At 44.0% G+C, this 22,293-nt stretch carries 18 protein-coding genes; 12 read left to right on the top strand and 6 right to left on the bottom strand.

What is annotated here, in order from left to right; all coding sequences use genetic code 11:
* Positions 1–65: 65 nt before the first annotated feature.
* From EO131_RS02630 to EO131_RS02620, 3 genes are all read left to right on the top strand, one after another.
* Positions 66–2,825: a TonB-dependent receptor gene (locus EO131_RS02630; RefSeq protein WP_127018787.1), complete on the top strand. Its 2,760-nt coding sequence runs from the start codon at positions 66–68 to the stop codon at positions 2,823–2,825.
* Positions 2,826–2,987: 162 nt separating this feature from the next.
* Positions 2,988–4,496 (top strand): F0F1 ATP synthase subunit beta, encoded by a 1,509-nt coding sequence (gene atpD, locus EO131_RS02625; protein ID WP_127018786.1) that lies wholly within the window; start codon positions 2,988–2,990, stop codon positions 4,494–4,496.
* A gap of 76 nt (positions 4,497–4,572) precedes the next feature.
* Positions 4,573–4,851 carry a F0F1 ATP synthase subunit delta/epsilon gene (locus EO131_RS02620; RefSeq protein WP_127018785.1) on the top strand — a complete coding sequence of 93 codons (279 nt, stop codon included), beginning with the start codon at positions 4,573–4,575 and terminating at the stop codon, positions 4,849–4,851.
* A gap of 49 nt (positions 4,852–4,900) precedes the next feature.
* Here the strand turns inward: EO131_RS02620 and EO131_RS02615 are convergent, their stop codons facing one another.
* Positions 4,901–5,431, bottom strand: a complete 531-nt coding sequence (locus EO131_RS02615) for a GNAT family N-acetyltransferase (protein WP_127018784.1) — start codon at positions 5,429–5,431, stop codon at positions 4,901–4,903.
* Complete coding sequence (locus EO131_RS02610; protein WP_127018783.1) at positions 5,432–7,225, bottom strand: M61 family metallopeptidase; 1,794 nt, start codon at positions 7,223–7,225, stop codon at positions 5,432–5,434.
* 62 nt (positions 7,226–7,287) lie between these two features.
* Here EO131_RS02610 and EO131_RS02605 point away from each other — a divergent pair, with 62 nt between their 5' ends.
* From EO131_RS02605 to bioD, 3 genes are read left to right on the top strand one after another with little or no spacing between them, the layout of a single operon-like run.
* Positions 7,288–8,442, top strand: coding sequence for an aminotransferase class I/II-fold pyridoxal phosphate-dependent enzyme (locus EO131_RS02605; RefSeq protein WP_127018782.1), 1,155 nt, complete (start codon positions 7,288–7,290; stop codon positions 8,440–8,442).
* Positions 8,439–8,825: a putative signal transducing protein gene (locus EO131_RS02600; protein WP_127018781.1), complete on the top strand. Its 387-nt coding sequence runs from the start codon at positions 8,439–8,441 to the stop codon at positions 8,823–8,825. The genes EO131_RS02605 and EO131_RS02600 overlap by 4 nt, the downstream gene beginning before the upstream one ends.
* Complete coding sequence (gene bioD / locus EO131_RS02595; RefSeq protein ID WP_127018780.1) at positions 8,822–9,439, top strand: dethiobiotin synthase; 618 nt, start codon at positions 8,822–8,824, stop codon at positions 9,437–9,439. The genes EO131_RS02600 and bioD overlap by 4 nt, the downstream gene beginning before the upstream one ends.
* Here bioD and EO131_RS02590 read toward each other — a convergent pair.
* Together EO131_RS02590 and EO131_RS02585 are read right to left on the bottom strand one after the other, a co-directional pair.
* Entirely contained in the window at positions 9,357–11,036 is a 1,680-nt protein-coding gene (locus EO131_RS02590; protein WP_127018779.1) for an ArnT family glycosyltransferase, read from the bottom strand. The genes bioD and EO131_RS02590 overlap by 83 nt on opposite strands.
* Before the next feature lie 167 nt (positions 11,037–11,203).
* A complete protein-coding gene (locus EO131_RS02585; protein ID WP_127018778.1) occupies positions 11,204–12,703 on the bottom strand; it encodes an ArnT family glycosyltransferase in 1,500 nt (499 codons plus the stop codon).
* 40 nt (positions 12,704–12,743) lie between these two features.
* On the opposite strand from EO131_RS02585, the gene bioA reads away from it, so the two are divergent.
* The 6 genes from bioA to EO131_RS02555 all read left to right on the top strand — a co-directional run bounded on the left by bioA (position 12,744) and on the right by EO131_RS02555 (position 19,406).
* Positions 12,744–14,030 carry an adenosylmethionine--8-amino-7-oxononanoate transaminase gene (gene bioA / locus EO131_RS02580; RefSeq protein WP_241243779.1) on the top strand — a complete coding sequence of 429 codons (1,287 nt, stop codon included), beginning with the start codon at positions 12,744–12,746 and terminating at the stop codon, positions 14,028–14,030.
* Between the two features lie 11 nt (positions 14,031–14,041).
* Positions 14,042–15,217: a beta-ketoacyl synthase N-terminal-like domain-containing protein gene (locus EO131_RS02575; protein ID WP_127018991.1), complete on the top strand. Its 1,176-nt coding sequence runs from the start codon at positions 14,042–14,044 to the stop codon at positions 15,215–15,217.
* Positions 15,218–15,288: 71 nt separating this feature from the next.
* A complete protein-coding gene (locus EO131_RS02570) occupies positions 15,289–15,864 on the top strand; it encodes a hypothetical protein (protein WP_127018776.1) in 576 nt (191 codons plus the stop codon).
* 5 nt (positions 15,865–15,869) lie between these two features.
* Positions 15,870–17,306 carry a flotillin family protein gene (locus tag EO131_RS02565; RefSeq protein WP_127018775.1) on the top strand — a complete coding sequence of 479 codons (1,437 nt, stop codon included), beginning with the start codon at positions 15,870–15,872 and terminating at the stop codon, positions 17,304–17,306.
* Between the two features lie 77 nt (positions 17,307–17,383).
* Complete coding sequence (gene bioB, locus EO131_RS02560; protein ID WP_127018774.1) at positions 17,384–18,481, top strand: biotin synthase BioB; 1,098 nt, start codon at positions 17,384–17,386, stop codon at positions 18,479–18,481.
* A gap of 58 nt (positions 18,482–18,539) precedes the next feature.
* A complete protein-coding gene (locus tag EO131_RS02555) occupies positions 18,540–19,406 on the top strand; it encodes a cupin-like domain-containing protein (protein WP_127018773.1) in 867 nt (288 codons plus the stop codon).
* 6 nt (positions 19,407–19,412) lie between these two features.
* Here EO131_RS02555 and EO131_RS02550 read toward each other — a convergent pair whose 3' ends face one another.
* Positions 19,413–19,898 (bottom strand): regulatory protein RecX, encoded by a 486-nt coding sequence (locus EO131_RS02550; protein ID WP_127018772.1) that lies wholly within the window; start codon positions 19,896–19,898, stop codon positions 19,413–19,415.
* Between the two features lie 6 nt (positions 19,899–19,904).
* Positions 19,905–22,277, bottom strand: coding sequence for an alpha-L-rhamnosidase-related protein (locus EO131_RS02545; protein ID WP_127018771.1), 2,373 nt, complete (start codon positions 22,275–22,277; stop codon positions 19,905–19,907).
* Positions 22,278–22,293: the final 16 nt, after the last annotated feature.

Here is a 22,293-nt window from a genome sequence, read left to right as displayed (position 1 = left end):
AATGTATCTTCCGCCAACGATGCTTAACATGTACATATAACTAAATTAACTCAAATTCAGAGCCAATGAAAAGACTTATGTTTATTTCCCTGATGCTGATCGGGATGGTTGCCACTGCGCAGACCACCGTTCAGGGAAAAGTAGTTGATGCAAATAATGAACCTATTCCAGGGGCAAATGTGGTCTTGGTCGGTAAAGCTGAGGGGACCACAACGGACTTTGATGGTAACTTTACCTTTAATACTTCGGAAAGGCCGCCTTTCCAACTAAGGTTTACAAGTATCGGTTTTTCCGATTTTGTGGCCAATGTGACATCCAATAACCAGACCCTATCCATTACATTGCAGGAAGCATCCACCCTCTTGGATGAAATCGTAATTTCTGCTTCCCGTACGCCCGAGCGAATTTTCGAATCCCCGGTATCGGTAGAGCGTTTTGGTCTGAAAGAAATCAAAAATACCACTGCGGAATCCTTTTATGGTGGACTGCAAAATTTAAAAGGGGTGGATATCAACACCAACAGTTTAACCTTTCAATCCATCAACACCAGAGGTTTTGCCACTTTCGCCAACAACCGTTTTTTACAGTTGGTGGATGGTATGGACAACACGGCCCCAGGTCTGAACTTCGTTTTGGGTAACTTGGTGGGGATGTCCGAACTGGATGTACAAAGTGTGGAGATTTTGCCAGGTGCGTCTTCTGCCCTTTATGGAGCGGGTGCCTTCAACGGAATTCTGTTCATGAACAGTAAAAACCCATTCGATTTCCAAGGAATCAGTGCCTACGCCAAAGGTGGGGTAACGGTACAGGATGCGGCAGGAAGCAATTTTTATAAGGATTTTGGGGTGAGGGCTGCCTATGCCTTTAGCGATAAATTGGCCGTGAAAGCAAACCTTTCCGTATTGACCGGTGAGGATTGGCATGCCAACAGAACCGATGATTTGAACAATCCTGGTGCAGATAGGAGCAATCCAGCCTATGATGGTTTGAACGTGTATGGGGACGAAGTGTCCACAACATTGAACTTTGATGCCGCTGCCGGTTTGCCAACCGGTACTGTGGGTAGTGCTGTTGTTTCCAGAACCGGTTACAATGAAGCGGATTTGGCCGATTACGGGGCAGAAAGTGTGAAGTCCGACTTTGCGGTCCATTTCCGTCCTTTTGCCAATGATTTTGAAATTATTTTGAACAGTAGGATTGGTCGTGGTACCACCATTTACCAAGGAGCCAACAGATATGCGGTGAGTGGGTTTACCATGCAACAACATAAACTGGAAATCAAGAACAAGAACTTCTTCTTGAGAGGCTATATTGTTTCTGAAAACTCTGGCGATGCTTATGATACACGTTTTGCCGCTATCAACATCAACAGGGCCTGGAAATCCGATGTGCAATGGTTCACGGATTATGCCTCTACCTATATCCCAACGTATTTGGGAGGTATCCAGCAGGCAGGTCTTACACCCGAGCAAGCTTCTACCAATGCCCATGTTGCTGCCAGACAAGCGGCCGATACTGGTCGATTGATTCCGGGCACACCCGGGTTTCAGAGTGCTTTTAATAAAATCACCAACGATGGTAATTTGTTGACAGGTGCCAAGTTCATCGATAAGACCAAATTCCGTCATGTCAATGGAAACTACAACTTTGCGCATTTGATCGACAATTGGGCCGACCTTCAAGTTGGAGGTTCCTTCAGGGAATATGTATTGAACTCCAACGGAACCATCTTTACGGATATCGATGGACCGATTTCGTACAATGAATATGGTGCTTATTTGCAGTTGCAGAAGAAATTTTTGGACGACCGTTTGAAATTCACTGGTTCTGCCCGTTACGATAAAAATGAGTTTTTCGATGGATTTGTGTCTCCAAGGGTTTCATTGGCCTATACCGCTGGTGAAAAGCGCAATCACAATTTAAGGGTTTCGGTTCAGCAAGGTTTCAGGAACCCAACTACCCAAGACTTGTTCATTGGATTGAACGCGGGTCGTGCCATTTTGGTTGGTTCTGCACCAGCCAACTTGGATAGGGATATTAGAACTTTCAATGTAAGTCAAAGTGGACAAGCTATTATTGGACAATCCACAGTACAGATTGTAGGTCGTGCGGCTTATGAAAATGCTTATTCAACTAGCTCATTGGTGGCTGGAGCTCCAGAAGCGGTCAACACACCTTTGGTGAAACCGGAGGAAATTACAGCTTATGAGGCCGGTTATAGGGCCCAAGTAGGGAAGTTCACCATTGATTTGAGCGGGTATTATAACAGCTATAGCAATTTCTTGGCCAATACCACAACGGCTGTTCCTTTTTATGGGCAAGCAGGCGACGGAGGGCTTTCACTATTGGCTTTGCAGAACGGCGATTACCAAGTGTACCAAACCTACACCAATTCTGATGTGGATATCAATTCTTACGGAGGTACCATTGGTGTGGACACTAAAGTTGGAAACTTCGATTTGGGTGTAAATTATACGTTTGCCGAGTTGGATGTTGATCGCGGATTGTTTCCTGATTTGAGAACCAACTTCAACACGCCAAAGCATAAGGTAAAGGCACATTTCGGAAATTCCGCCCTTTTCAAAAATTTTGGTTTCAATGTGAACTACAGATGGAGCGATAGTTATTTCTGGGAAGCTTCCTTCGCAGATGGTGCAATTCCTGCCTATACCGTTTTGGATGCGCAGATCAATTATTCAGTACCTTCCATCAAGTCAGTTTTCAAGGCTGGTGGATCCAATATTTTGGGTGATGAATATTTCACTGCAATCGGTACTGGTAACATAGGTTCCATTTACTATCTATCTTGGACCATAAATCCTTAAAAAGCAGTAAAAAGCAATAAGAAAAGGCGCTGATTTTTTCAGCGCCTTTTTTATTTGAAAAAAAGCAAGAATCAGTTTCTGAATAAAAGTGGAATAGTATATCTTTGCAGCCGGAAAAAATAGGGTTTTTTTCCGCGTATTCAATTAAAAATAAACACACTAATGTCTAAAGTTACAGGTAAGGTTGCCCAAATTATAGGCCCGGTCATTGATGTTGAGTTTGAGTCAGGGGTAGAAATTCCAAGAATTTACGATTCCCTTGAAATTGCAAAAGCCGACGGTTCCAAATTGGTATTGGAGGTACAATCACATATTGGTGAAAATACCGTACGTACCATATCCATGGACTCTACCGATGGATTGAGCAGGGGAGTTGAGGTAGTTGCTACCGGAAGCCCTATCCAAATGCCTATTGGTGAAGCTGTTTATGGTAGACTTTTCAACGTAATCGGTGATGCCATTGATGGTATGGAGAACCTTCCTAAATCTGGTGACAATGGACTTCCTATTCATAGGGAAGCACCAAAATTCGAAGATCTTTCCACTTCTACCGAAGTACTTTTTACCGGTATCAAGGTTATCGACCTTATCGAGCCTTACGCAAAGGGTGGTAAAATTGGATTGTTCGGTGGTGCCGGGGTAGGTAAAACCGTATTGATCCAGGAATTGATCAACAACATTGCCAAAGGACACGGTGGTCTATCCGTATTCGCAGGAGTAGGTGAGCGTACCCGTGAAGGAAACGACTTGCTTCGTGAGATGTTGGAGTCAGGCATTATAAAATATGGTGAAGATTTCTTGCACTCCATGGAAGCTGGAGGTTGGGATCTTTCCAAAGTGGATAAAAAAGCCCTTAAGGAGTCCAAGGCGACCTTCGTGTTCGGTCAGATGAACGAACCACCAGGAGCACGTGCCCGTGTGGCATTGTCTGGTTTGACCATCGCTGAATATTTCCGTGATGGTTCCGGTGAAGGACAAGGTAAAGACGTATTGTTCTTCGTGGACAACATCTTCCGTTTCACCCAGGCAGGATCTGAGGTATCCGCATTGTTGGGTCGTATGCCTTCTGCGGTGGGTTACCAACCAACTTTGGCAACAGAGATGGGTGCCATGCAGGAAAGGATTACGTCAACCAAAAGAGGTTCCATTACTTCTGTGCAGGCGGTTTACGTACCTGCGGATGACTTGACGGATCCAGCGCCAGCGACAACCTTCGCCCACTTGGATGCCACTACCGTACTTTCACGTAAAATTGCTGAGTTGGGTATTTACCCTGCTGTGGATCCGTTGGATTCCACTTCCAGGATTTTGACCCCCGAAATTTTGGGTAAGGAGCACTATGGTTGTGCCCAACGTGTAAAAGAGTTGTTGCAACGTTATAAAGAGCTTCAGGATATCATCGCCATCTTGGGTATGGAAGAACTTTCCGAAGAAGATAAATTGGCTGTAGGTCGTGCAAGACGTGTACAACGTTTCTTGTCACAACCTTTCCACGTGGCAGAGCAGTTTACCGGTATCCCTGGGGTATTGGTAGATATCAAGGATACCATTAAAGGATTTAACATGATCATGGATGGTGAGTTGGATCACCTGCCAGAATCTGCTTTCAACTTGAAAGGTACCATTGAAGAAGCCATTGAAGCTGGAGAGAAAATGTTAGCTGAAGCATAAAACAGAATTGAGATTCTAGTATTGAGAAGTTAGATATATCTCAATACTCCTATCTCACATCTCAATACTAATAAATATGTATTTGGAAATAGTATCACCGGAAGCCACGTTGTTCGCAGGAGACGTGACCGCGGTCACCGTTCCCGGAGTTGATGGGGAATTTCAAATGTTGGAAAATCACGCACCCATTGTATCGCTGTTACAGCAAGGAAAGGTAAAAGTGAAGGGAAACATCACTATTGATGAGGCTTTTCAGGACAAGTTTTCCAAAGGAAGCAATGGCGAGACCGTTTTGGAAATTACCAGTGGAACGGTCGAGATGAAAGACAACAAGGTCATAGTACTGGCCGACTAAAATAAACGAATTCATTCACAAGAAAAATCCGCTCAAACGAGCGGATTTTTTATTTAAGGGCAACAAGGTGCCATTCCCTGTTGTCCGATTCATATACCTTAAGGGTAACAAACCCTATGGCTGCATGAGCCGCCAACGATTTTTTGTTTTTGCCGTCGACTTCGGTGATAATGGTATCAAAACCTTCTGGGAGCCTGTTTCGCATGGTAAGGTATAGGTTTCTGAATACGCCTTGGCCCCTATGGCTTTTGGCAACACAGATCTGTCCCATCGCCATAGAACTATTGGGAGTGTCCAAAAGAGTATTTATTTGTTGGAACATCGGTTTTAACACCTCGATTTCCTTGGCAAATTTGGGATGCATGCAAAGCGCATAACCAATCACCTTGCCATCTTCCACGGCTATGATATGGCCACATTCGTCATTCATGGCCTTAAGAATGTCCATGGAATGCTCCACGGTTAAAAAACCTTCACGTTCGCATTCTTGGGGCGACATGTTTTTGGGCAGGTTTTCTTGTTGTAGCGATAGAATCTGTTCCAATTCCCAATCGCTGGTGGCTTGGGTATATATGATCATCTATTCAACCTTAAGCCATTCTTTCCGCGCCTCCAACATTTGTTTTGTTGGTTGCTGTTCGTTGTCTTCCAACAACTTGAATGAATAGTCAGGACTTGGTGTAAGAATCATGGTTGTGGATTTTGAAACCCCAAAACGGGTGAAGTTGACGTTCAACGATTCGCCCAAACCAAACTGTGTGAGATAATCCCCAAAGTTTTGATCTGCTGGAATGGCAATATCGTTGATGTTCAAAATTACATCGCCATTGTCCAAGCCAGCTTCATAGGCAGGGCTTCCCATTTTGGTATTGTTCGTAATTACGGCAGTACCGTCCGATTTAACAGAAACATAAGCGCCAAAATAGGGCTCATCACCCGATTGTTCCAATACAACCCCAACGGATTGAAGCAGCTTTTTATAATCGGGCATTTCGCTTTTGTAGACATAGTTGTTGAAGAAATCATCCCCAAAGGTTTTACCCGCAAAATTGTTCAATTGGGAATGGATGTCCGCTACGGTATAGGGCACTTCGGTTTTTCCATAGGTTTCCCACATCAATTTCATAAAATCGTCCAAATTCAGTCCTTTTTCACGTAGGGAAAGATCCAATGCCAACCCTAAAACACTTCCGTAGGAGTAGTAGGAGATAAAAGTGTTTTCCCTGTTCACCGGATCTACGGAAGTAGCGGCATCCACAAAAGGAGCTTGATAACTCATCTCCACCACATTAAAAAATTGTCGAGCGGGGGAGTTCCATACATAATTAAAGGTGCCAGCCAATCCTTCCACGTACTCTTTTGGAGTAATCAATCCTGCCCTACATAAAATAAGGCCCGTGTAATAGCTGGTAAACCCTTCTGCAAACCAAAGTTCACCGCTCATGTTGGCGGCTTCGAAATCAAACGGTTCCAACGATTTGGGACGGATACGCTCCACGTTCCAAGCGTGGAAAAATTCGTGGGAAACAGTGCCAATGTTTCGTTCCATGCCCCCATCGGCCAAGCTGCGTGTACTGGTCAAAATGGTTGAATTGCGATGCTCCATACCATCACCGGAGGCGTTGGGAATGTAACAGGCCAAAAAGGTATAATTAGCATAGTCAAAAGATGGCAATTGTCCATAAACAGCCTTCTCTGCCAACACCACTTTTTTCACTTTTTCAAAATAGGTATCGGCTTCTTCCTCCGTCCCGTTATGGTGCAGAGCAAGGTTGACACGCATTCCATCAACCTCAAAGGAACGAAGCATATAATCGCTGATTTCCGTTGGGCTGTCCATAAAATAATAGAGATTTGGCGCCATATAGGTAGTGCCTGAAACCAAGGGTAACTGTGTGGCCACTTTCCAATTTAAATCCTCGCGAACATCGAAAGTCACCTCTATTTTCCGCTCGCTCAACGAGGGCGAGAACATAAAAGTGGCGGGGATGTTTAAATGGGCATGGGTCTCATCCACTTGCGAATAGGTGCCTCCGCCGCGGTTCGCAAAAAGAATATATTCGATGTGTATGGTGCCATCATGCCCAGAAACTACCCATTGATAGGGATTGGGACGTTCAACAACCAAGCTGTTCCCTTTGCTATCGATAGCCTTTAAACCATACACGTTCTTGGCAAATTCATGAAGGGCATAGCGCCCCGGAGAGGTCCTGCTCATTTGAAAAGTTACGGCTCCGTCGGGCAATTCTGGGAAACTGGCTTTTATTACCGCTTCATGATGAACGGCGTTATCAAAGGAAATGGTGTAGGTATTGGTTTGGGCAGAAACAACCATTGCTGTTAACAAAAGGAATAGGGAGAATTTGATTTTCATTTTCAATTCGATTTATGGACCTCTAAGATAGGCTTAAAATCAGGAAGTACTACTTTTGTGGTATGGAGAAACTGCCGCCAAAATTGGAAAACAAATTAAGGGAACGATTGGCCCAAGATGCCTTTCGACGGCTACCCTCTTATACCGACCGTATTGATTTCTCCTCCAACGATTATCTGGGATTGGCCCAAAATGATGACATAGCAAGCTTGACTCTCGAATTATTGCATAGTACGAACAATGCTAACGGCGCAACGGGTTCACGGTTGCTTTCCGGTAATCATACTGGTTATACGGAATTGGAAACCTTTTTGGCAGTCCATCACCGTGCCGAGACAGCACTGGTCTTCAATTCGGGGTATGATGCCAATGTCGGTTTTTTTTCCGCCGTGCCGCAGCGAGGGGATATCGTTCTATATGATGAGCTCATACATGCCAGTATACGTGATGGCATTCAAATGGGCCATGCCAAGTCGTACAAGTTTGCCCATAACAATGTAGGCGACTTGAAACGAAGAGTCGAGTCACTTCAAGCACAGTCAGCTGAAGATGCGGATATTTATATTGTTACCGAATCGGTTTTTTCCATGGATGGTGATACCCCGGACCTTTCGGCAATGGTCAAATTGTGTGAAGACCATTCGTGCTACTTGATCATTGATGAAGCCCATGCCACCGGTATTTTTGGTGGGGGGAGGGACATGGTTTGTGCCTTGGGACTGGAAGAAAAGGTTTTTGCCAGACTCATCACTTTTGGGAAGGCCATGGGGTGTCATGGCGCCTCGATTTTGGGCAGTGAAGCATTGAAAGATTACTTGGTCAATTTTGCACGGAGCTTGATCTATACCACCGCCCTATCACCCCATTCGGTTGCAGCTATTCGGGCTGCATACCAGGTTTTGGGTCAAATGGGACCAATTGTCAACAAGCAACTTTTTGAAAACATCGGATTTTTTAAAGAAGAGTTTAAAAAGCTTGGGATTTCGGACCCATTTGTGGCAAGCAATTCTGCCATTCAATGTGTGGTGGTATCGGGAAATGGCAAGGTGAAGCAAATATCGGCCCATTTGCAGGAAAAGGGTTTTGAGGTAAAGCCCATTTTATCCCCAACGGTAAAGGAAGGCAGTGAACGACTTCGGTTTTGCCTGCATTCCTTCAATACAACAGAAGAAATTTCACGAGTTTTGTTATTATTGAAAAAAGAATTGCAACCATGAAAACGGAATTCCATACCATCGGAAGTTTTGAGTTTCCTGCCGATGCCTTGATCATTAAAGGCAAGTTGGAAGCCGAAGGTATCCCCGCGTTTTTACGGGATGAGGCCACTGTGAATTCTGACCCATCCCTGAGCGGCGCCATGGGTGGAGTAAGGTTGCAGGTATATGCCATTGATTGGGATAGGGCAAAACAGATTTATGATGAAGTGCGGGGCTATGCCACGGATAAATTCGGCAACCCCATTGTTTGTCCCAATTGCAAAGCCACCCGATCCGAGATCTATTATGCCAGAAAGAATTTCTTTTATAAGCTCTTTCCTTTTTTTGAATCCACCAAGTACCGATGTTTGCAGTGTAATTTTATTACAAGACCAACACCATGACGTATTTTATCACTGGAATTTCAACTGAAGTGGGCAAAACGGTGGCCTCCGCCATTGTGGTGGAAGCCCTTGGGGCCGACTATTGGAAGCCCATACAGGCCGGAGATCTCGATTATTCCGACAGCCATAAAATAGAGGCACTGATCTCGAACGACCGAACGGTGATCCATCCCAACAGCTATGCCTTAAAAACCCCGATGAGTCCCCATGCTGCTGCGGATATTGATGGAATTTCCATTCAGTTGGATAAAATTGTTCCGCCTACCACCAAGAATAATTTGGTCATTGAAGGAGCGGGCGGATTATTGGTGCCCCTGAACGACACGGACACTATTTTCGATTTGATTCAATCCGATTACAAAGTAATTGTGGTGTCCCGGCATTATTTGGGGAGCATCAACCATACGTTGCTGACCATCGAAAAACTGCAACAGAAAGGGGTTGCAATTGGCATTATCTTCAGTGGGGACGAACATCCCACAACAGAAGAAATTATACTCAAGAAAACGGGAGTCACCCTGTTGGGACGTATTAATGAGGAGCCTCGTTTTGATGAGAAGTTGGTTCGGGAATATGCTTCCAAGTTTCGGAGTGCCTTGCTGGATTTTCGATAAGTACAAGGCAGCACCGAGCACCATCGATGGTATATAAGACCTCTTGATCAGACAACTCTTCCTTATGAAGAATATAGTAACCGCTATTTCCATAGATTGAAGTTTTTTTGAGCGGACGGTTACCCATTAGTTCCAAATAGGCTCCTGTGATATAAAATTTTCCAATTTCATAATGTCCAAAGGCTCCAAGTTCTGAATAAAGGTAAATGGGAGTGTCTTTGGTAATCTCCAGAATGTTCTTTGCATGATCTTTAAATATGGCAGAAGCACTTCTTTTCTGTTTCAATGGGTACACCGTTAGGGAAAATACAAACTTGACCATGATAATAGTAATAAACCCAAGGGTCAATCGACCCCAAATAGTATGGCATTTTAGTTGTTTATTGAACAAAATGAGGGTTGTAATGCCCAAAAGGGGGAAAATGTAAAGTGTTTCCAAGATTTTAAAATAATCAATGAAGGGAAGCACCAAACAACCGATGGCAAGTATGAATGTTATAAAAGGGAATACCCCAAGGAATAATTTTGTGACCCAGCCATTTTTATTCTCCGAGACAAAAAATCCGTAGGTCAGAATACTGATAAGCATAGGATAGAACATATAGGTATACCGAGCCTTGGCTCCGGGAGAGATCCAGTACAACAAAAAGTTGGAAGCAAAAACCAAGAGCAAGAATATTATATATGGGTTCTCTTTCACCTTGACTAGGACAGACTTTTTAAATAGAAAGAAAATCAGCAGAGTGGTAGGAAACAGGTTTCCCAACATATTGATAGGAAACCAAAAAAAATGGGAGATAAAAGCATTGTTTTCCTTGTCCAGAAAAGACTTGTTCCTTGTAATGTTCCACATGCCCTTTATGCAGGCCTCCATGTTATCAAACCTTCCATAGATATAAAAGAATGTAACAATTCCTCCAAGACATAGAAAGGCTGCTACAAAGTGAATGGGCAGGAACATTATTTTAGAGTCTTTTCTATACATGAAAAAAACAAGAAGGGTTATACCCAAGAATACCAGTGCAACTACACCTTTGGTAAGAAATCCCAGAAAACAAAAGAGATAGGCAACCAAAAAAAGCGAGGTATACCTCTTTTGCTCATAAAAGTGAAAAACGCTCAACATGCTCACAACCACCAACAATGAAAAGAAGATATCGATTTCCGCAGTGTTTGAAAAGAAGAAATATAGGTCCACAGAAACTAGGTATAGAAAGCCTGAAATAACTCCAAATAATTGTCCCACATATTTTTTCCCCATATAGAAAACCACATACCCTGTCAGGAGCAATGACAGCGCACAGGGAAATCGGAAAGCAAACTCGGTGTCCGATCCAAATATCTTCGCACTCACGGCAAGCACAACATTCCACAAGGGGGGATGGTCATAGAAGGTGTCATTGAAAAGTGTTGTCACCAAAAAATTATGGTTGTGCAACATTTCCATGGCTATAATGGATCTTCTGGGTTCTTCATTGTAAAAGGGGGCGACACCTAAGTTGAAGAACAAGGAAAAAGCATAAAATACCAATAGGAAAATGTAGGTAACAGTGAAAAAGTTTTTCCGACGAAGAGAAGACCATAGGTTTTTGACCATCGCAGCATATAAGATTTGGTATTAGAGAATTCCAAAATTGGAAGGGAAACCTGCCAAGCAAATGATGATGGGGTATATTATTATGCTGCGGGTGACTATGGTAACCCAATTCTACAACGCTATAAGTATGTATATATTATTTACAATTTACAGACATGGAGAAAATACTAGTGCGATCTTTGGTAGATAAGTCCGTTTCCTACCTTGGCGGTTAATTGATAATGTTTTGCAAGATAAGAGTCTATATAAGCATTATAAGCCACCAGTTTTTTATCAAAAACCGTTTTGCCATCTCTGGTCACCAAAGTTTTGGGTTGAATCACCTCCATGATGTATTGTAATTCCTCCAATCCGGTCTTTCTTGGGTTTTGCATGTACGGGAACAGTTCTTCCCGGGTTATATTGCTGGGGTGGGTGGCCGCTTTGGTTGGCGGATTTTCATCCAATAACCAATACCCTATGTGATACTCGGTAAAGAAGATATTTTTGGTTTCCAGATGATGGTCTGTAATATATCGTGGCACATCCACTCCCTCCCCATTATAAAAAGAACCCTTTTCCAATTTATTTGTAATAATGTTGGCATATTCCAAATAGGATTCCACGGGAATTAAAAATAGGAAAACCACCAATAGTCCGGTGTATTTCTTTTTTAACGGAGGAAATTTGGCAACCACCATAGCTACCGGAATCAGGATCAAGGGATACAATTGGATGAGGTAATGACCATTGACTTTCCCAATTTGTGCAAATGATAGAAATACCCCTGCAATAGATAAAAGCAACAACTGAATGGGTTTGCTTTTAAAATTCAGCAATTGTTTTTTGTAGGCAATGTAAAAAAAACTGACCGAGAGTAATACAAAAGGCAATGTCTTCAAAGGGGAATGAAATTTTCCATCAGAATAAGCTAAAGGAGCTTTAAAAATGGATTCCCAGCAGATTTCTGGCTGACCATTGAGATAATAGGGCAATAAGGTAATCAGAATGGTGGTCAAAAAACCAATTACCATAAAAATTAGGTTCTTGACATTCATCCAAAGCTGTTTTTTATGAAAGCCTTCCCACAAAAAGAAAATGCCAACCCCCAAAACGGGATAGACCATGTTGAGTTTTGTCATTACCGAAAGTCCCAAAAGAAGTCCGGAGGTAAAAAACCACTTCCCATCCTCTTTTAAAAAAAGAATCAGTAATGCTGCAACAAAGAAGAACGTACAAATATGTTCCGACATCACTCCTTGTAAACTTCCAAACAGACTTTGAAAGAATACACAAAATACCGCGGTCCACAGCGCAACTTTTTTGGTAGTAATCTTGGTGGCGATCACATAGGTAAAAAGAGCGGTCAATGCAACCAGCACGGAGCCGAAAAATCGGATGGCGATAAAGCTCTTTCCAAATACTTTAATGATGAGGGCAAAAAAGAGAAAGACAATGGGGGGTTTTAAGTCCCAAAGTTGGGTATAGGGCAAATGCCCATCTACCCAAGATTGTCCCATAATGATGAAGGTGCTCTCATCCCGGTCGATGTAATCCCTAAAGAAAAAAGGAAATCGAATAAAAAGGGCCACCATGCACAAAACAAACAGGACGGTTTTCCAATCCAGTTTTTGATAATTGATGGAACCTATTTTTTTAAGCACGATCGGTTTCTCCTTTTTGGGCATTAATCATCATCTTTGCAATATAGATATAAATTTGAATGTTTTGAGCGATAGTACCGCCAACAAAAGAATATCGGAACGGGACAAAAAGCACCTCTGGCATCCACTGACCCAACACAAGACCCATTCAGAAATGTTGGGCATTGCAAGGGCACAAGGTGCCTTGTTGTATGATGAGGATGGCAAAGAATATGTAGACGGGATTTCATCATGGTACACGTGCATGTACGGGCATTGCAACCCCTTTATTTTGGAAAGGGTCATGGATCAAATGCAACGTTTGGACCAGGTTGTTTTCAGCGGATTTACCCACGAGCCTGCCGTTCAACTTTCAGAAAAACTCATCGAGGTTTTACCGAACAATCAGGAAAAACTGTTCTTTTCGGATAACGGTTCCACGTCCACGGAGGTCGCGATTAAAATGGCGTTGCAATATCATTTTAACAAAGACCAAAAGCGCAACGTGATCCTGGCTTTTGAAGAAGGATTTCATGGGGATACCTTTGGAGCCATGTCGGTTTCGGGATTGTCGGTATATAACGGGCCTTTTGAGGAATTTTTTATCGATGTGGAACGCATTCCCGTACCCACCACGGAAAATATCGAGCAGCTTTTGAAGCATTTGAAAAAGCGCCTGAAAAAAAATAATATTGCCGGTTTCATCTATGAACCTTTGGTTCAAGGAGCGGCAGCCATGAAGATGCACTGTGCCGAACATTTGGAAAAAATACTTTCGCTGTTAAAAAAACAAGAAGTGCTGCTGATTGCCGATGAGGTAATGACCGGATTTGGTAAAACCGGAAAATACTTTGCTTCGGATTACCTGGAAACCAAACCCGATATCATGTGTTTGTCCAAGGCATTGACGGCTGGACTTATCCCTATGGGACTCACGACCTGTACGGAAGAAGTGTATATGGCGTTTTATAGCGATGATGTGGCCAAGGGCTTGTTCCACGGACATACCTACACCGCGAATCCCTTGGCCTGCACGGCCGCCCTAGCAGCTTTGGAATTGCTCCAGACCGATGCCATCCAACAAAACATTCGGGATATTATGGAGTGGCATAGGAAGTTCGATGAGGAAATCAAGCACCATCCACAAGTAAGCAACACACGGCAGTTGGGTGTAATTTATGCCTTGGATTTGAACGTACAAACCGAACGTTACGGGAATTTGAGGGACAAACTGTTCAAGCATTTTATGGATCGTGGTGTTTTCTTGAGACCTTTGGGCAATACCATCTATATTTTGGCCCCTTATGTGACCACTAGGGAACAAATGGAGAGAATTTATGGCGCAATAAAATCTGTTGTAGGATTGGTATAGAAACCTCTATGTTGAACGAACCCATTTCCATAACCGCATTGGCTTCTATTTCCGCTCTTGGGGAAACCCTAGAAGAAATTTGGCAATCCTATTGTTCAGATGACCATTTTTTAACCAACGATCTAATCGGGGAACAACCGGTTTGGGCTTCACGGTTAAAAGAGTCAATTAAACAAAATATTGAGGCACTTCGGGGCTCCGATGCTAAATACAAACATTTGGATGATTCTGTATTGTTTGCTTTGTATTCGGCTCGCAAAGCTGTTGAGCAGGCTGGCTGGGAATCAGATGCCAATTTTGGGATCAATATCGGTTCATCACGTGGGGCCACCGCCCTTTTTGAAAAATACCACAAAGAATTTTTGGCCGAAGGCAAGTCGTCCACATTGTCATCACCCACCACGACCCTGGGCAACATTTCATCATGGGTGGCCCATGACCTTAAATCCAAAGGCCCCGAAATTTCCCATTCCATTACCTGTTCCACGGCTCTTCATGCGGTATTGAATGCCGTGGCTTGGATCCAAAGTGGGATGGCCGATAAATTTTTGGTGGGTGGCAGTGAAGCACCGCTCACCCCATTCACCATTGCTCAAATGCAGGCGTTAAAAGTCTACTCAAAGGGGTTGTCTCGAGCGCAGTCGAGAGATATTTTTCCCTGTAAAGCCATGGATTTGGACAAAAAGCACAACACCATGGTTTTGGGTGAAGCTGCAGGACTGGCCTGTTTGGAAAAAGGAATCAAGTCCAATGCGCTAGCCATGATCGAAGGAATTGGCTATGGCACTGAGCCCTTGGAGCACAGCGTGTCCATAAGTACCGACGCCCAATGTTTTCAGGATTCCATGAAGATGGCTTTGGGCCAAACCGACCCTGATGAAATCGATGCCATTGTAATGCACGCTCCAGGAACAATAAAGGGAGATTTGACCGAGTACAATGCCATCAAAAAAGTGTTCTGTAACAAAATACCATTTTTGACTACCAATAAATGGAAAGTAGGTCACACCTTCGGAGCTTCTGGCTTGCTCAGCTTGGAAATGGCTGTTTTAATGCTTAACCACCAGAGGCCCATATCCATTCCGTTCGTTACTTACGAAGCAACACCGAAAACCATTCTAAAAGTCATGGTCAACGCCGTGGGCTTCGGGGGTAATGCAGTGTCCATCCTTCTTTCCAAAAGATAACTTTCCGGACTACAGAATATCCGTACAAAGTCTTATCTTGACATTTAGTACCAACTTTAAATTTTGATGCCATGGAAAATTGGTTTACTGCACTAACCCTGTTCGAAAAAGTCTATTGGATCGTTGCCATTGCGGGCTCCGCCATTTTATTGGTGCTCGTGGTCATGACGCTTATGGGTGGCGATGTGGATGATATGGGCGATGTGGATGCCGATATCGAGGCCGATACCGGAATCCATTTTCAGTTTTTATCCTTTAAAAATTTGATGGGCTTTTTGACCATTTTTGGATGGTCGGGTATTGCCTGTATAGATAATGGGCTTTCCACTTGGCTTACCATATTCATTTCTGTAATATGTGGACTGTTGATGATGCTTGCCATGGCTTCCTTGTTCTATTATTTGGCCAAACTGCAAAGCAGTGGCACCCTTAATCTTAAAAATGCGGTGGACCAAATTGGGGAGGTGTATCTGACTATTGGTGCCAATCGCAGCCGAATTGGGAAGGTCTCTGTTAATGTGCAGGGAACTCTTCGGGAGCTTCAGGCCCTAACCGATGAAGACCATGATCTGGTACAGGGGAATGTGGTGAAGGTCCAGGATGTGACCGACACCGGAATTTTGATCGTTAATCTTTTAAATAAATAATCAGCATGCTAACACTACCATTACAAATGGGCGGAGGGGCCACATTATTGGCCATTGGTTTCGCCGTACTGTTTTTCTTCATTATCATCATCTCCTTTATTAGGAGGTACAAAAGATGTCCATCAGACCGTATTCTTGTGGTTTATGGTAAGGTGGGGACCGGAAATTCAGCCAAATGTATCCACGGTGGGGCCGCTTTTGTTTGGCCGGTTATCCAAGACTATGAATTTTTGGATCTGACCCCGATTTCCATCGAAGTGGATCTTACCAATGCCTTGAGTAGGCAGAACATTCGGGTAAATGTACCATCGCGATTCACTATCGGTATTTCAACAGAGCCAGGTGTAATGCAAAATGCGGCCGAGCGCTTGTTGGGCCTTGGGTTGAAAGAGGTTCAGGAATTGGCTAAGGAAATCATTTTTGGTCAGTTGCGTTTGGTGGTCGCTTCCATGGATATTGAGGAAATCAATGCCGATAGGGACAAATTCTTGACCAATATCTCCCAAAGTGTGGAGTCGGAGTTGAAAAAAGTGGGTCTTAAACTCATCAACGTGAACATTACGGATATTGTGGATGAGTCTGGGTATATTGAAGCATTGGGTAAAGAAGCTGCTGCCCACGCCATCAACGCCGCTAGAAAATCCGTTGCCGAGAAAAATAGGGATGGTGCCATTGGTGAGGCCAATGCAGTTCAGGATGAACGTTCCCAAGTCGCCGCTGCCAATGCAAAAGCGGTGGAAGGGGAAAACTTGGCAAAAATTGATATCGCCAATTCGGATTCCTTGCGTCGTCAAAGAGAGGCCGAGGCCGAAAGAACGGCGATTGCCTCCGAAAAAGTTCAGGCCGCAAAGGCATTGGAAGAGTCCTACTCTGCAGAGCGCGATGCGGAAATTGCCAGAGCGGAACGCGAACGCAGCTCCCAAATGGCGGATATCGTTATACCTGCCCAAATTGACAAACAGAAAGTGGAAATAGAGGCGGAAGCCGAAGCGGAAATGATCCGTAGAAGGGCCAAAGGTGAGGCGGATGCGATACTCTTTAAAGCACAAGCCGAGGCCAAAGGTATTTTTGAGGTATTGACCAAACAAGCAGAAGGTCTCGATAAAATTGTGAAGGCTGCAGGCAACAGTCCGAAAGATGCCGTATTGTTATTGATTGCCGATAAGCTTCCAGAATTAGTGGAAAAACAAGCAGAAGCCATCAAAAATATTAAGATTGATAAGGTCACGGTATGGGATTCCGGCAACAAGACGGCGGATGGCAAGAACTCCACGGCCAATTTTATCTCGGGCATGTACAAATCCGTACCACCCTTGCAAGAGATGTTCAACATGGCCGGTATGGACCTCCCAGAATACTTGAAGGGAAAGGATGTGAAGGCAAAAGAAGGAAATGATGAAGCCAAACCCTCCAAAGAAACAGAGTCTGGAGAAGAGGAATAATCTCATTTTAATGAACAACAATAAGAAAACCGAAGCCCACGCTTCGGTTTTTTGGTGTTAAAGACTATTTTTGGTGTATGAATCAGACACGACACGATTGGACCAAGGAAGAAATCCTGGCCATTTACAATAAGCCGCTGATGGAGTTGCTCTATGAGGCAGCTACCGTTCACAGACAGTTTCATGACCCGAATACTGTTCAGGTTTCCACTTTGCTTTCCATCAAAACAGGGGGTTGTCCTGAAGATTGCGGGTATTGTCCACAAGCAGCTCGTTACCATACGGATATTGAGGGCAACGATTTAATGTCCGTGCAGCAAGTAAAGGCTCAGGCTTTGCGCGCAAAGGCATCTGGTAGTTCCAGGGTTTGTATGGGAGCGGCATGGCGAAACGTAAAGGACGGACCCGAGTTCGATCAAGTGTTGGAAATGGTACGGACCATCAACAAGTTGGACATGGAGGTGTGCTGTACCTTGGGCATGGTGACCGAAAATCAAGCCAAACGATTGGCAGAGGCCGGATTGTACGCCTACAACCATAATTTGGATACTTCAGAGGAATATTACAAGGAAGTGATTTCCACCCGAGGGTATGAAGACCGTTTGCAGACCATTGAAAACGTTCGAAAAACCAATGTTACGGTCTGCAGTGGTGGCATAATCGGAATGGGAGAAAACGTAGAAGATCGTGCAGGTATGTTGGTCGCTCTTTCCACCTTGAACCCACAACCGGAATCAGTGCCGATCAACGCTTTGGTGGCCGTTGAAGGTACTCCCATGGAAGATCAAAAACCTGTTGAGATATGGGAGATGATTCGAATGGTAGCCACCACCCGAATCGTGATGCCGCAAACCCAAGTACGGCTTTCGGCTGGTAGGACCGAAATGACAAGGGAAGGACAGGCGATGTGTTTTTTCGCCGGCGCCAATTCCATTTTTGCTGGGGATAAACTATTGACCACTCCAAACCCGGATGTCAATGAGGACATGGAAATGTTCAAGCAATTGGGATTGAATCCACAAAAAGCTTTCGTGAAGGCACCACAGCCACAGACTGTGGAGGCAGCTGACTCCGAATACGCTCCATTGGGTGAAAAACCGAAGTGGTCGCGACCCGGTCACGTCATCGAAAGGAACGAGGCGGCCAAGGGGAAAGGTGTTGTTACCAAAAGTTAGGAGCGTAATCAAATTCAAAACCTTTTACTAATTTAGCGGTTTCAAATTCCTTGAAATCTTGAAGCTGAACCTTGAACAGATACCGAGGGAAAAGACCCTGACGAAAAGGGAATTTATCCAAAACTATTTCAAGCCCCAAAAACCTGTAGTCATCGAAAGGTTTATTGAGGATTGGCCTGCTTATTCCAAATGGAACTTGGAGTATATGAAGGATGTGGCAGGGGATAAGATCGTGCCACTGTATGACGATCGTCCGGTAAAGCACGATGAAGGTTTCAACGAACCCCACGCCAAAATGCAGATGTCGGAATATGTAGATCTGCTGAAAAGTGGACCAACACGCTATCGCATATTCCTTTGGAATATTCTCAAGGAAGTACCAGAACTACAACAGGATTTTAGCTATCCCGATTTTGGATTGAAGTTGATGAAGGGCCTGCCTATGTTGTTCTTTGGTGGCGAGGATTCCTATACGTTTATGCATTACGATATTGATCTGGCCAATATCTTCCATTTCCATTTTGAAGGTAAAAAACAGTGTATCCTGTTTTCACAATCCGAGACCAAATACCTGTACAAAGTGCCCCATTCGTTGATCACCAGGGAGGATATCGATTTTGATAAGCCCGATTTGGAAAAATGGCCTGCACTTAAACACGCCAACGGGCATATTGCCGATTTGGAACACGGCAATGTGCTGTATATCCCGGAAGGCTATTGGCACTATATGAAGTATGTTACGCCAGGTTTTTCCATGAGCCTGCGATCCATCGCGAAAAAACCGCAAAACTTGAGCAGGGCGGTATATAACATTTTTGTGATGCGCCATTTTGACAACCTCATGCGCAAATGGAAGGGCCAGCAATGGATCGATTGGAAAAATGAGCAAGCTGTTTTGCGCACACGAAAACTGGTGCAGGTATAATGTTTATTAGCTGATCAGCTCATTGACCTTGTCATAGACCAAATGGCTTTCCCAACCTCTATACAATAGGTAATCGGCCAATTTTTTCTTGCGTTTTTGAGGATTACTTTCCTTGATGGTGTCCAAACGCTTTTGGGCCAATTCGTCCAAAGTTGTCAAATAGGCATCGTTGGTAATTTCCTTAAGGGCACTTTTAATGTTGAATGCGGAAATATCCCTAAACTGAAGTTCCCGCACAATTCGATTCTTACCCCATTTTTTGATGTTGAATTTACCTCGCGCAAAACTTTTGGCAAATCGTTCCTCGTTCAGGTAGTTTTCTTGGATAAGGTGGCCCACGATTTGGTCAATGGCCTCGGGAATCATCCGCATGTTGCGAAGTTTATCAATCACCTCTTTATGGCAGCGTTCTTGGTAGGCACAATAACGCTCCAATTTTTTAGTGGCTTCCTGCACCGAGTACGACTTGCTATAAGAGAATTGGTTTTGCATGTGGGTTCAAGGTTTGGTGATCACCATGGTTTTTTCATTGGTCAGCCTAAAGACTGTTTTGCCATTGGCTAAACTTGTTTCTGGATTTCCCTCGGTTACAGAATAATCATCTTGGGGCAAAATGAGCTTTAAATGCCATTCGGGATTGGTCTGTTGCACCTTTATTTGAAAAATACCGTTATTGTTTTCATACCAAATCGAAACTTCATTGTTGCCAATTTTCACATTTTCCAATGAAACATCGGTCCAATCCTTGGGCATTTGTGGACGTATTTCCATCATTTTGTCATATGCTTTGGAGCTGATGCCAAAAAACTGGTTCACTATGGGGATGGCAAAGGCATAAATGTTCCAGGCTTGGGTCATCATGCCATAATCTGGCGAAACTTCATACATACTTCCTGGCAATGCATAGCTAAAGGAACGTGTCATCCGTTTCAGGTAATCCAATGCTTCATCGGGACGGCCATAATTATTTTCTGCAACGGCCTGTACGCCAGTGGGCAGGGTCATTACAGCCCCGGTATAGGAAAAGACCTTGCTGCCTTTAAAGGAACCTTCGTCCTTTCCGGCGGATTCATCCCTATCGATTCCGGTAACGAACATCCCGAAGGGATTGGTAAATTTTTTGGCATTGTCCAAAGCCACAATGGCTTTGGTGGAATCGGCGATTCCCATTTCCATGGGCGTGTTCACCACCCAATTATGATAGAGTACAAAGGGTCTCGGTTTTGTCGAAGGGTGTTCCAGTAGTTGTCTTTCAGTAGCTTTTAACTCCTCAACCGCCCAAGGTTTGTTGAGCGTATCAGCGCGAACCAGGGCGTCTTCGATCAAGTGGAGTGCCTGTTCATCCGTACCGATAAAATCGGCATAGGAACCAAAATCCGCGGACCAGAATTCTGTATTGATCCTTTGTTTGAGCTCGTCGGCCAACGCTTCATATTTGTTTGCCAAATCCGATTTTTCCAATGCATGGGCCATTTTCGAAGCGTCTTCAAAAGCTTTTTGGGTATAGGAGGCCACATCGATCATTTCACTGTTGAGTCCATGGATTTCCATCATTCCAAAACCGTCTGGGAAAAGATTTTGGTTGGTATCATTTTCGTCCATTAACCATTGCAGGCCCTTTTGTACTGTTGGAAAATATTTTTCTAGAAACGTCTTGTCTCCATTCCAGGAATAAATGTCCCAGATCAAAGAGGCAAACTGAGGGGTCTCGTTGATGTTGCCCTCATTGAAAACGGCTCCATTGGTCGACATTTCATGTAGAATACGGCCATTGCCGTTGATGGCCATGGACACACTGTCCAAAAGCTGGATGGTTGCCGCAACGATTTCTTCCCTGCCAATGGCCATGTATCCCTTAAGGGCATATTCACTATCTACCCCGAACCACCAAGGATAATCGGGGATTCCGGCGCCAATGCCGGTGCCGATTTCGGGAACGGTCCGAACCAACCAATCACTATTGTATTTGAGCCATTCAAAAGCCTGTTGCAAATCTTTATCTGGAATGGTCAACTTGGTTTGTGCTGCCAAAGCCTCGTACCGCGCTTTTTTGGCTTTGAAATGATTGATATAATCGCTCTGAAGATTTTGATAGGTGTTGACAGCATCTTCCTTTGATGTATAGGAGCCTGCGATGTAAAAATTTTGAACGTACTCGGAATTGCCCGGAATGTCAATGTGGTAGATCAACGAATTGGATTGTCCATGGGTATCCCCCTTATTTTCATTGGTAAGAAACGATTCCGGTTTTATATCCGAACCAAATAGGGTGAACCAAGGATTGGATTGATCTTTTACAACCCAATAATTTTCTTCGAAGGTACCGACATCTTGGTCATCCACCATTTGGGTGCGCTCGCCCAACCATGTGGGCAACAAATCTGAATGACCGGTAAATGTAAAATTTCCAGAAATCGGGGAAGGGGAATTGTTTTTAAAAATATACTGCACCACCAGTCCTTGGGTGCTATCAGGTACAAATTGGATGCGTTCCACAACCAATTGTTCTTCGGGAAATTCAAAAATATGTCGGTTTGCAAACGGATAGTTGATAAACCGGGTGGCATTGTTCAATTGTAGTGGTTGGTCTTCCCATTCCAATGTGGCATCAAAACCATCCATTAACTTTATGGGGTGGTTCCAGATGCCGCCCATTTCTCCTTTAATATGCCATCCCAGGGAAGGGAACGTACCATTTTGATGACCTACCATGTATACCCGGTCTCCAGCGGTAGCAAAAGGAGAATCCAGATAATCCTTGTTTCCTTGAATGGCTGGGGCATCTTCCAATAAAGCTGAAATCGATTGGGTGGCCGGATTATTGCAAGCCGCGAGAAATAGCAGGGAAAGTAAAAATGGGATTGACCGCATTGGATATGGAAAATTG

Source organism: Flagellimonas beolgyonensis (genome assembly GCF_003992615.1).
Taxonomy (GTDB): domain Bacteria; phylum Bacteroidota; class Bacteroidia; order Flavobacteriales; family Flavobacteriaceae; genus Flagellimonas; species Flagellimonas beolgyonensis.
This window is presented reverse-complemented; position numbering and strand designations above follow the sequence as displayed.

Excerpts from the sequence above, each read along its gene's own strand:
- EO131_RS02630 (WP_127018787.1), top strand. The coding sequence starts at position 66 with ATGAAAAGACTTATGTTTATTTCCCTGATGCTGATCGGGATGGTTGCC.
- atpD (WP_127018786.1), top strand. The coding sequence starts at position 2,988 with ATGTCTAAAGTTACAGGTAAGGTTGCCCAAATTATAGGCCCGGTCATT.
- EO131_RS02620 (WP_127018785.1), top strand. The coding sequence starts at position 4,573 with ATGTATTTGGAAATAGTATCACCGGAAGCCACGTTGTTCGCAGGAGAC.
- EO131_RS02615 (WP_127018784.1), bottom strand. The coding sequence starts at position 5,431 with ATGATCATATATACCCAAGCCACCAGCGATTGGGAATTGGAACAGATT.
- EO131_RS02610 (WP_127018783.1), bottom strand. The coding sequence starts at position 7,225 with ATGAAAATCAAATTCTCCCTATTCCTTTTGTTAACAGCAATGGTTGTT.
- EO131_RS02605 (WP_127018782.1), top strand. The coding sequence starts at position 7,288 with ATGGAGAAACTGCCGCCAAAATTGGAAAACAAATTAAGGGAACGATTG.
- EO131_RS02600 (WP_127018781.1), top strand. The coding sequence starts at position 8,439 with ATGAAAACGGAATTCCATACCATCGGAAGTTTTGAGTTTCCTGCCGAT.
- bioD (WP_127018780.1), top strand. The coding sequence starts at position 8,822 with ATGACGTATTTTATCACTGGAATTTCAACTGAAGTGGGCAAAACGGTG.
- EO131_RS02590 (WP_127018779.1), bottom strand. The coding sequence starts at position 11,036 with ATGGTCAAAAACCTATGGTCTTCTCTTCGTCGGAAAAACTTTTTCACT.
- EO131_RS02585 (WP_127018778.1), bottom strand. The coding sequence starts at position 12,703 with ATGCCCAAAAAGGAGAAACCGATCGTGCTTAAAAAAATAGGTTCCATC.
- EO131_RS02570 (WP_127018776.1), top strand. The coding sequence starts at position 15,289 with ATGGAAAATTGGTTTACTGCACTAACCCTGTTCGAAAAAGTCTATTGG.
- EO131_RS02565 (WP_127018775.1), top strand. The coding sequence starts at position 15,870 with ATGCTAACACTACCATTACAAATGGGCGGAGGGGCCACATTATTGGCC.
- bioB (WP_127018774.1), top strand. The coding sequence starts at position 17,384 with ATGAATCAGACACGACACGATTGGACCAAGGAAGAAATCCTGGCCATT.
- EO131_RS02550 (WP_127018772.1), bottom strand. The coding sequence starts at position 19,898 with ATGCAAAACCAATTCTCTTATAGCAAGTCGTACTCGGTGCAGGAAGCC.
- EO131_RS02545 (WP_127018771.1), bottom strand. The coding sequence starts at position 22,277 with ATGCGGTCAATCCCATTTTTACTTTCCCTGCTATTTCTCGCGGCTTGC.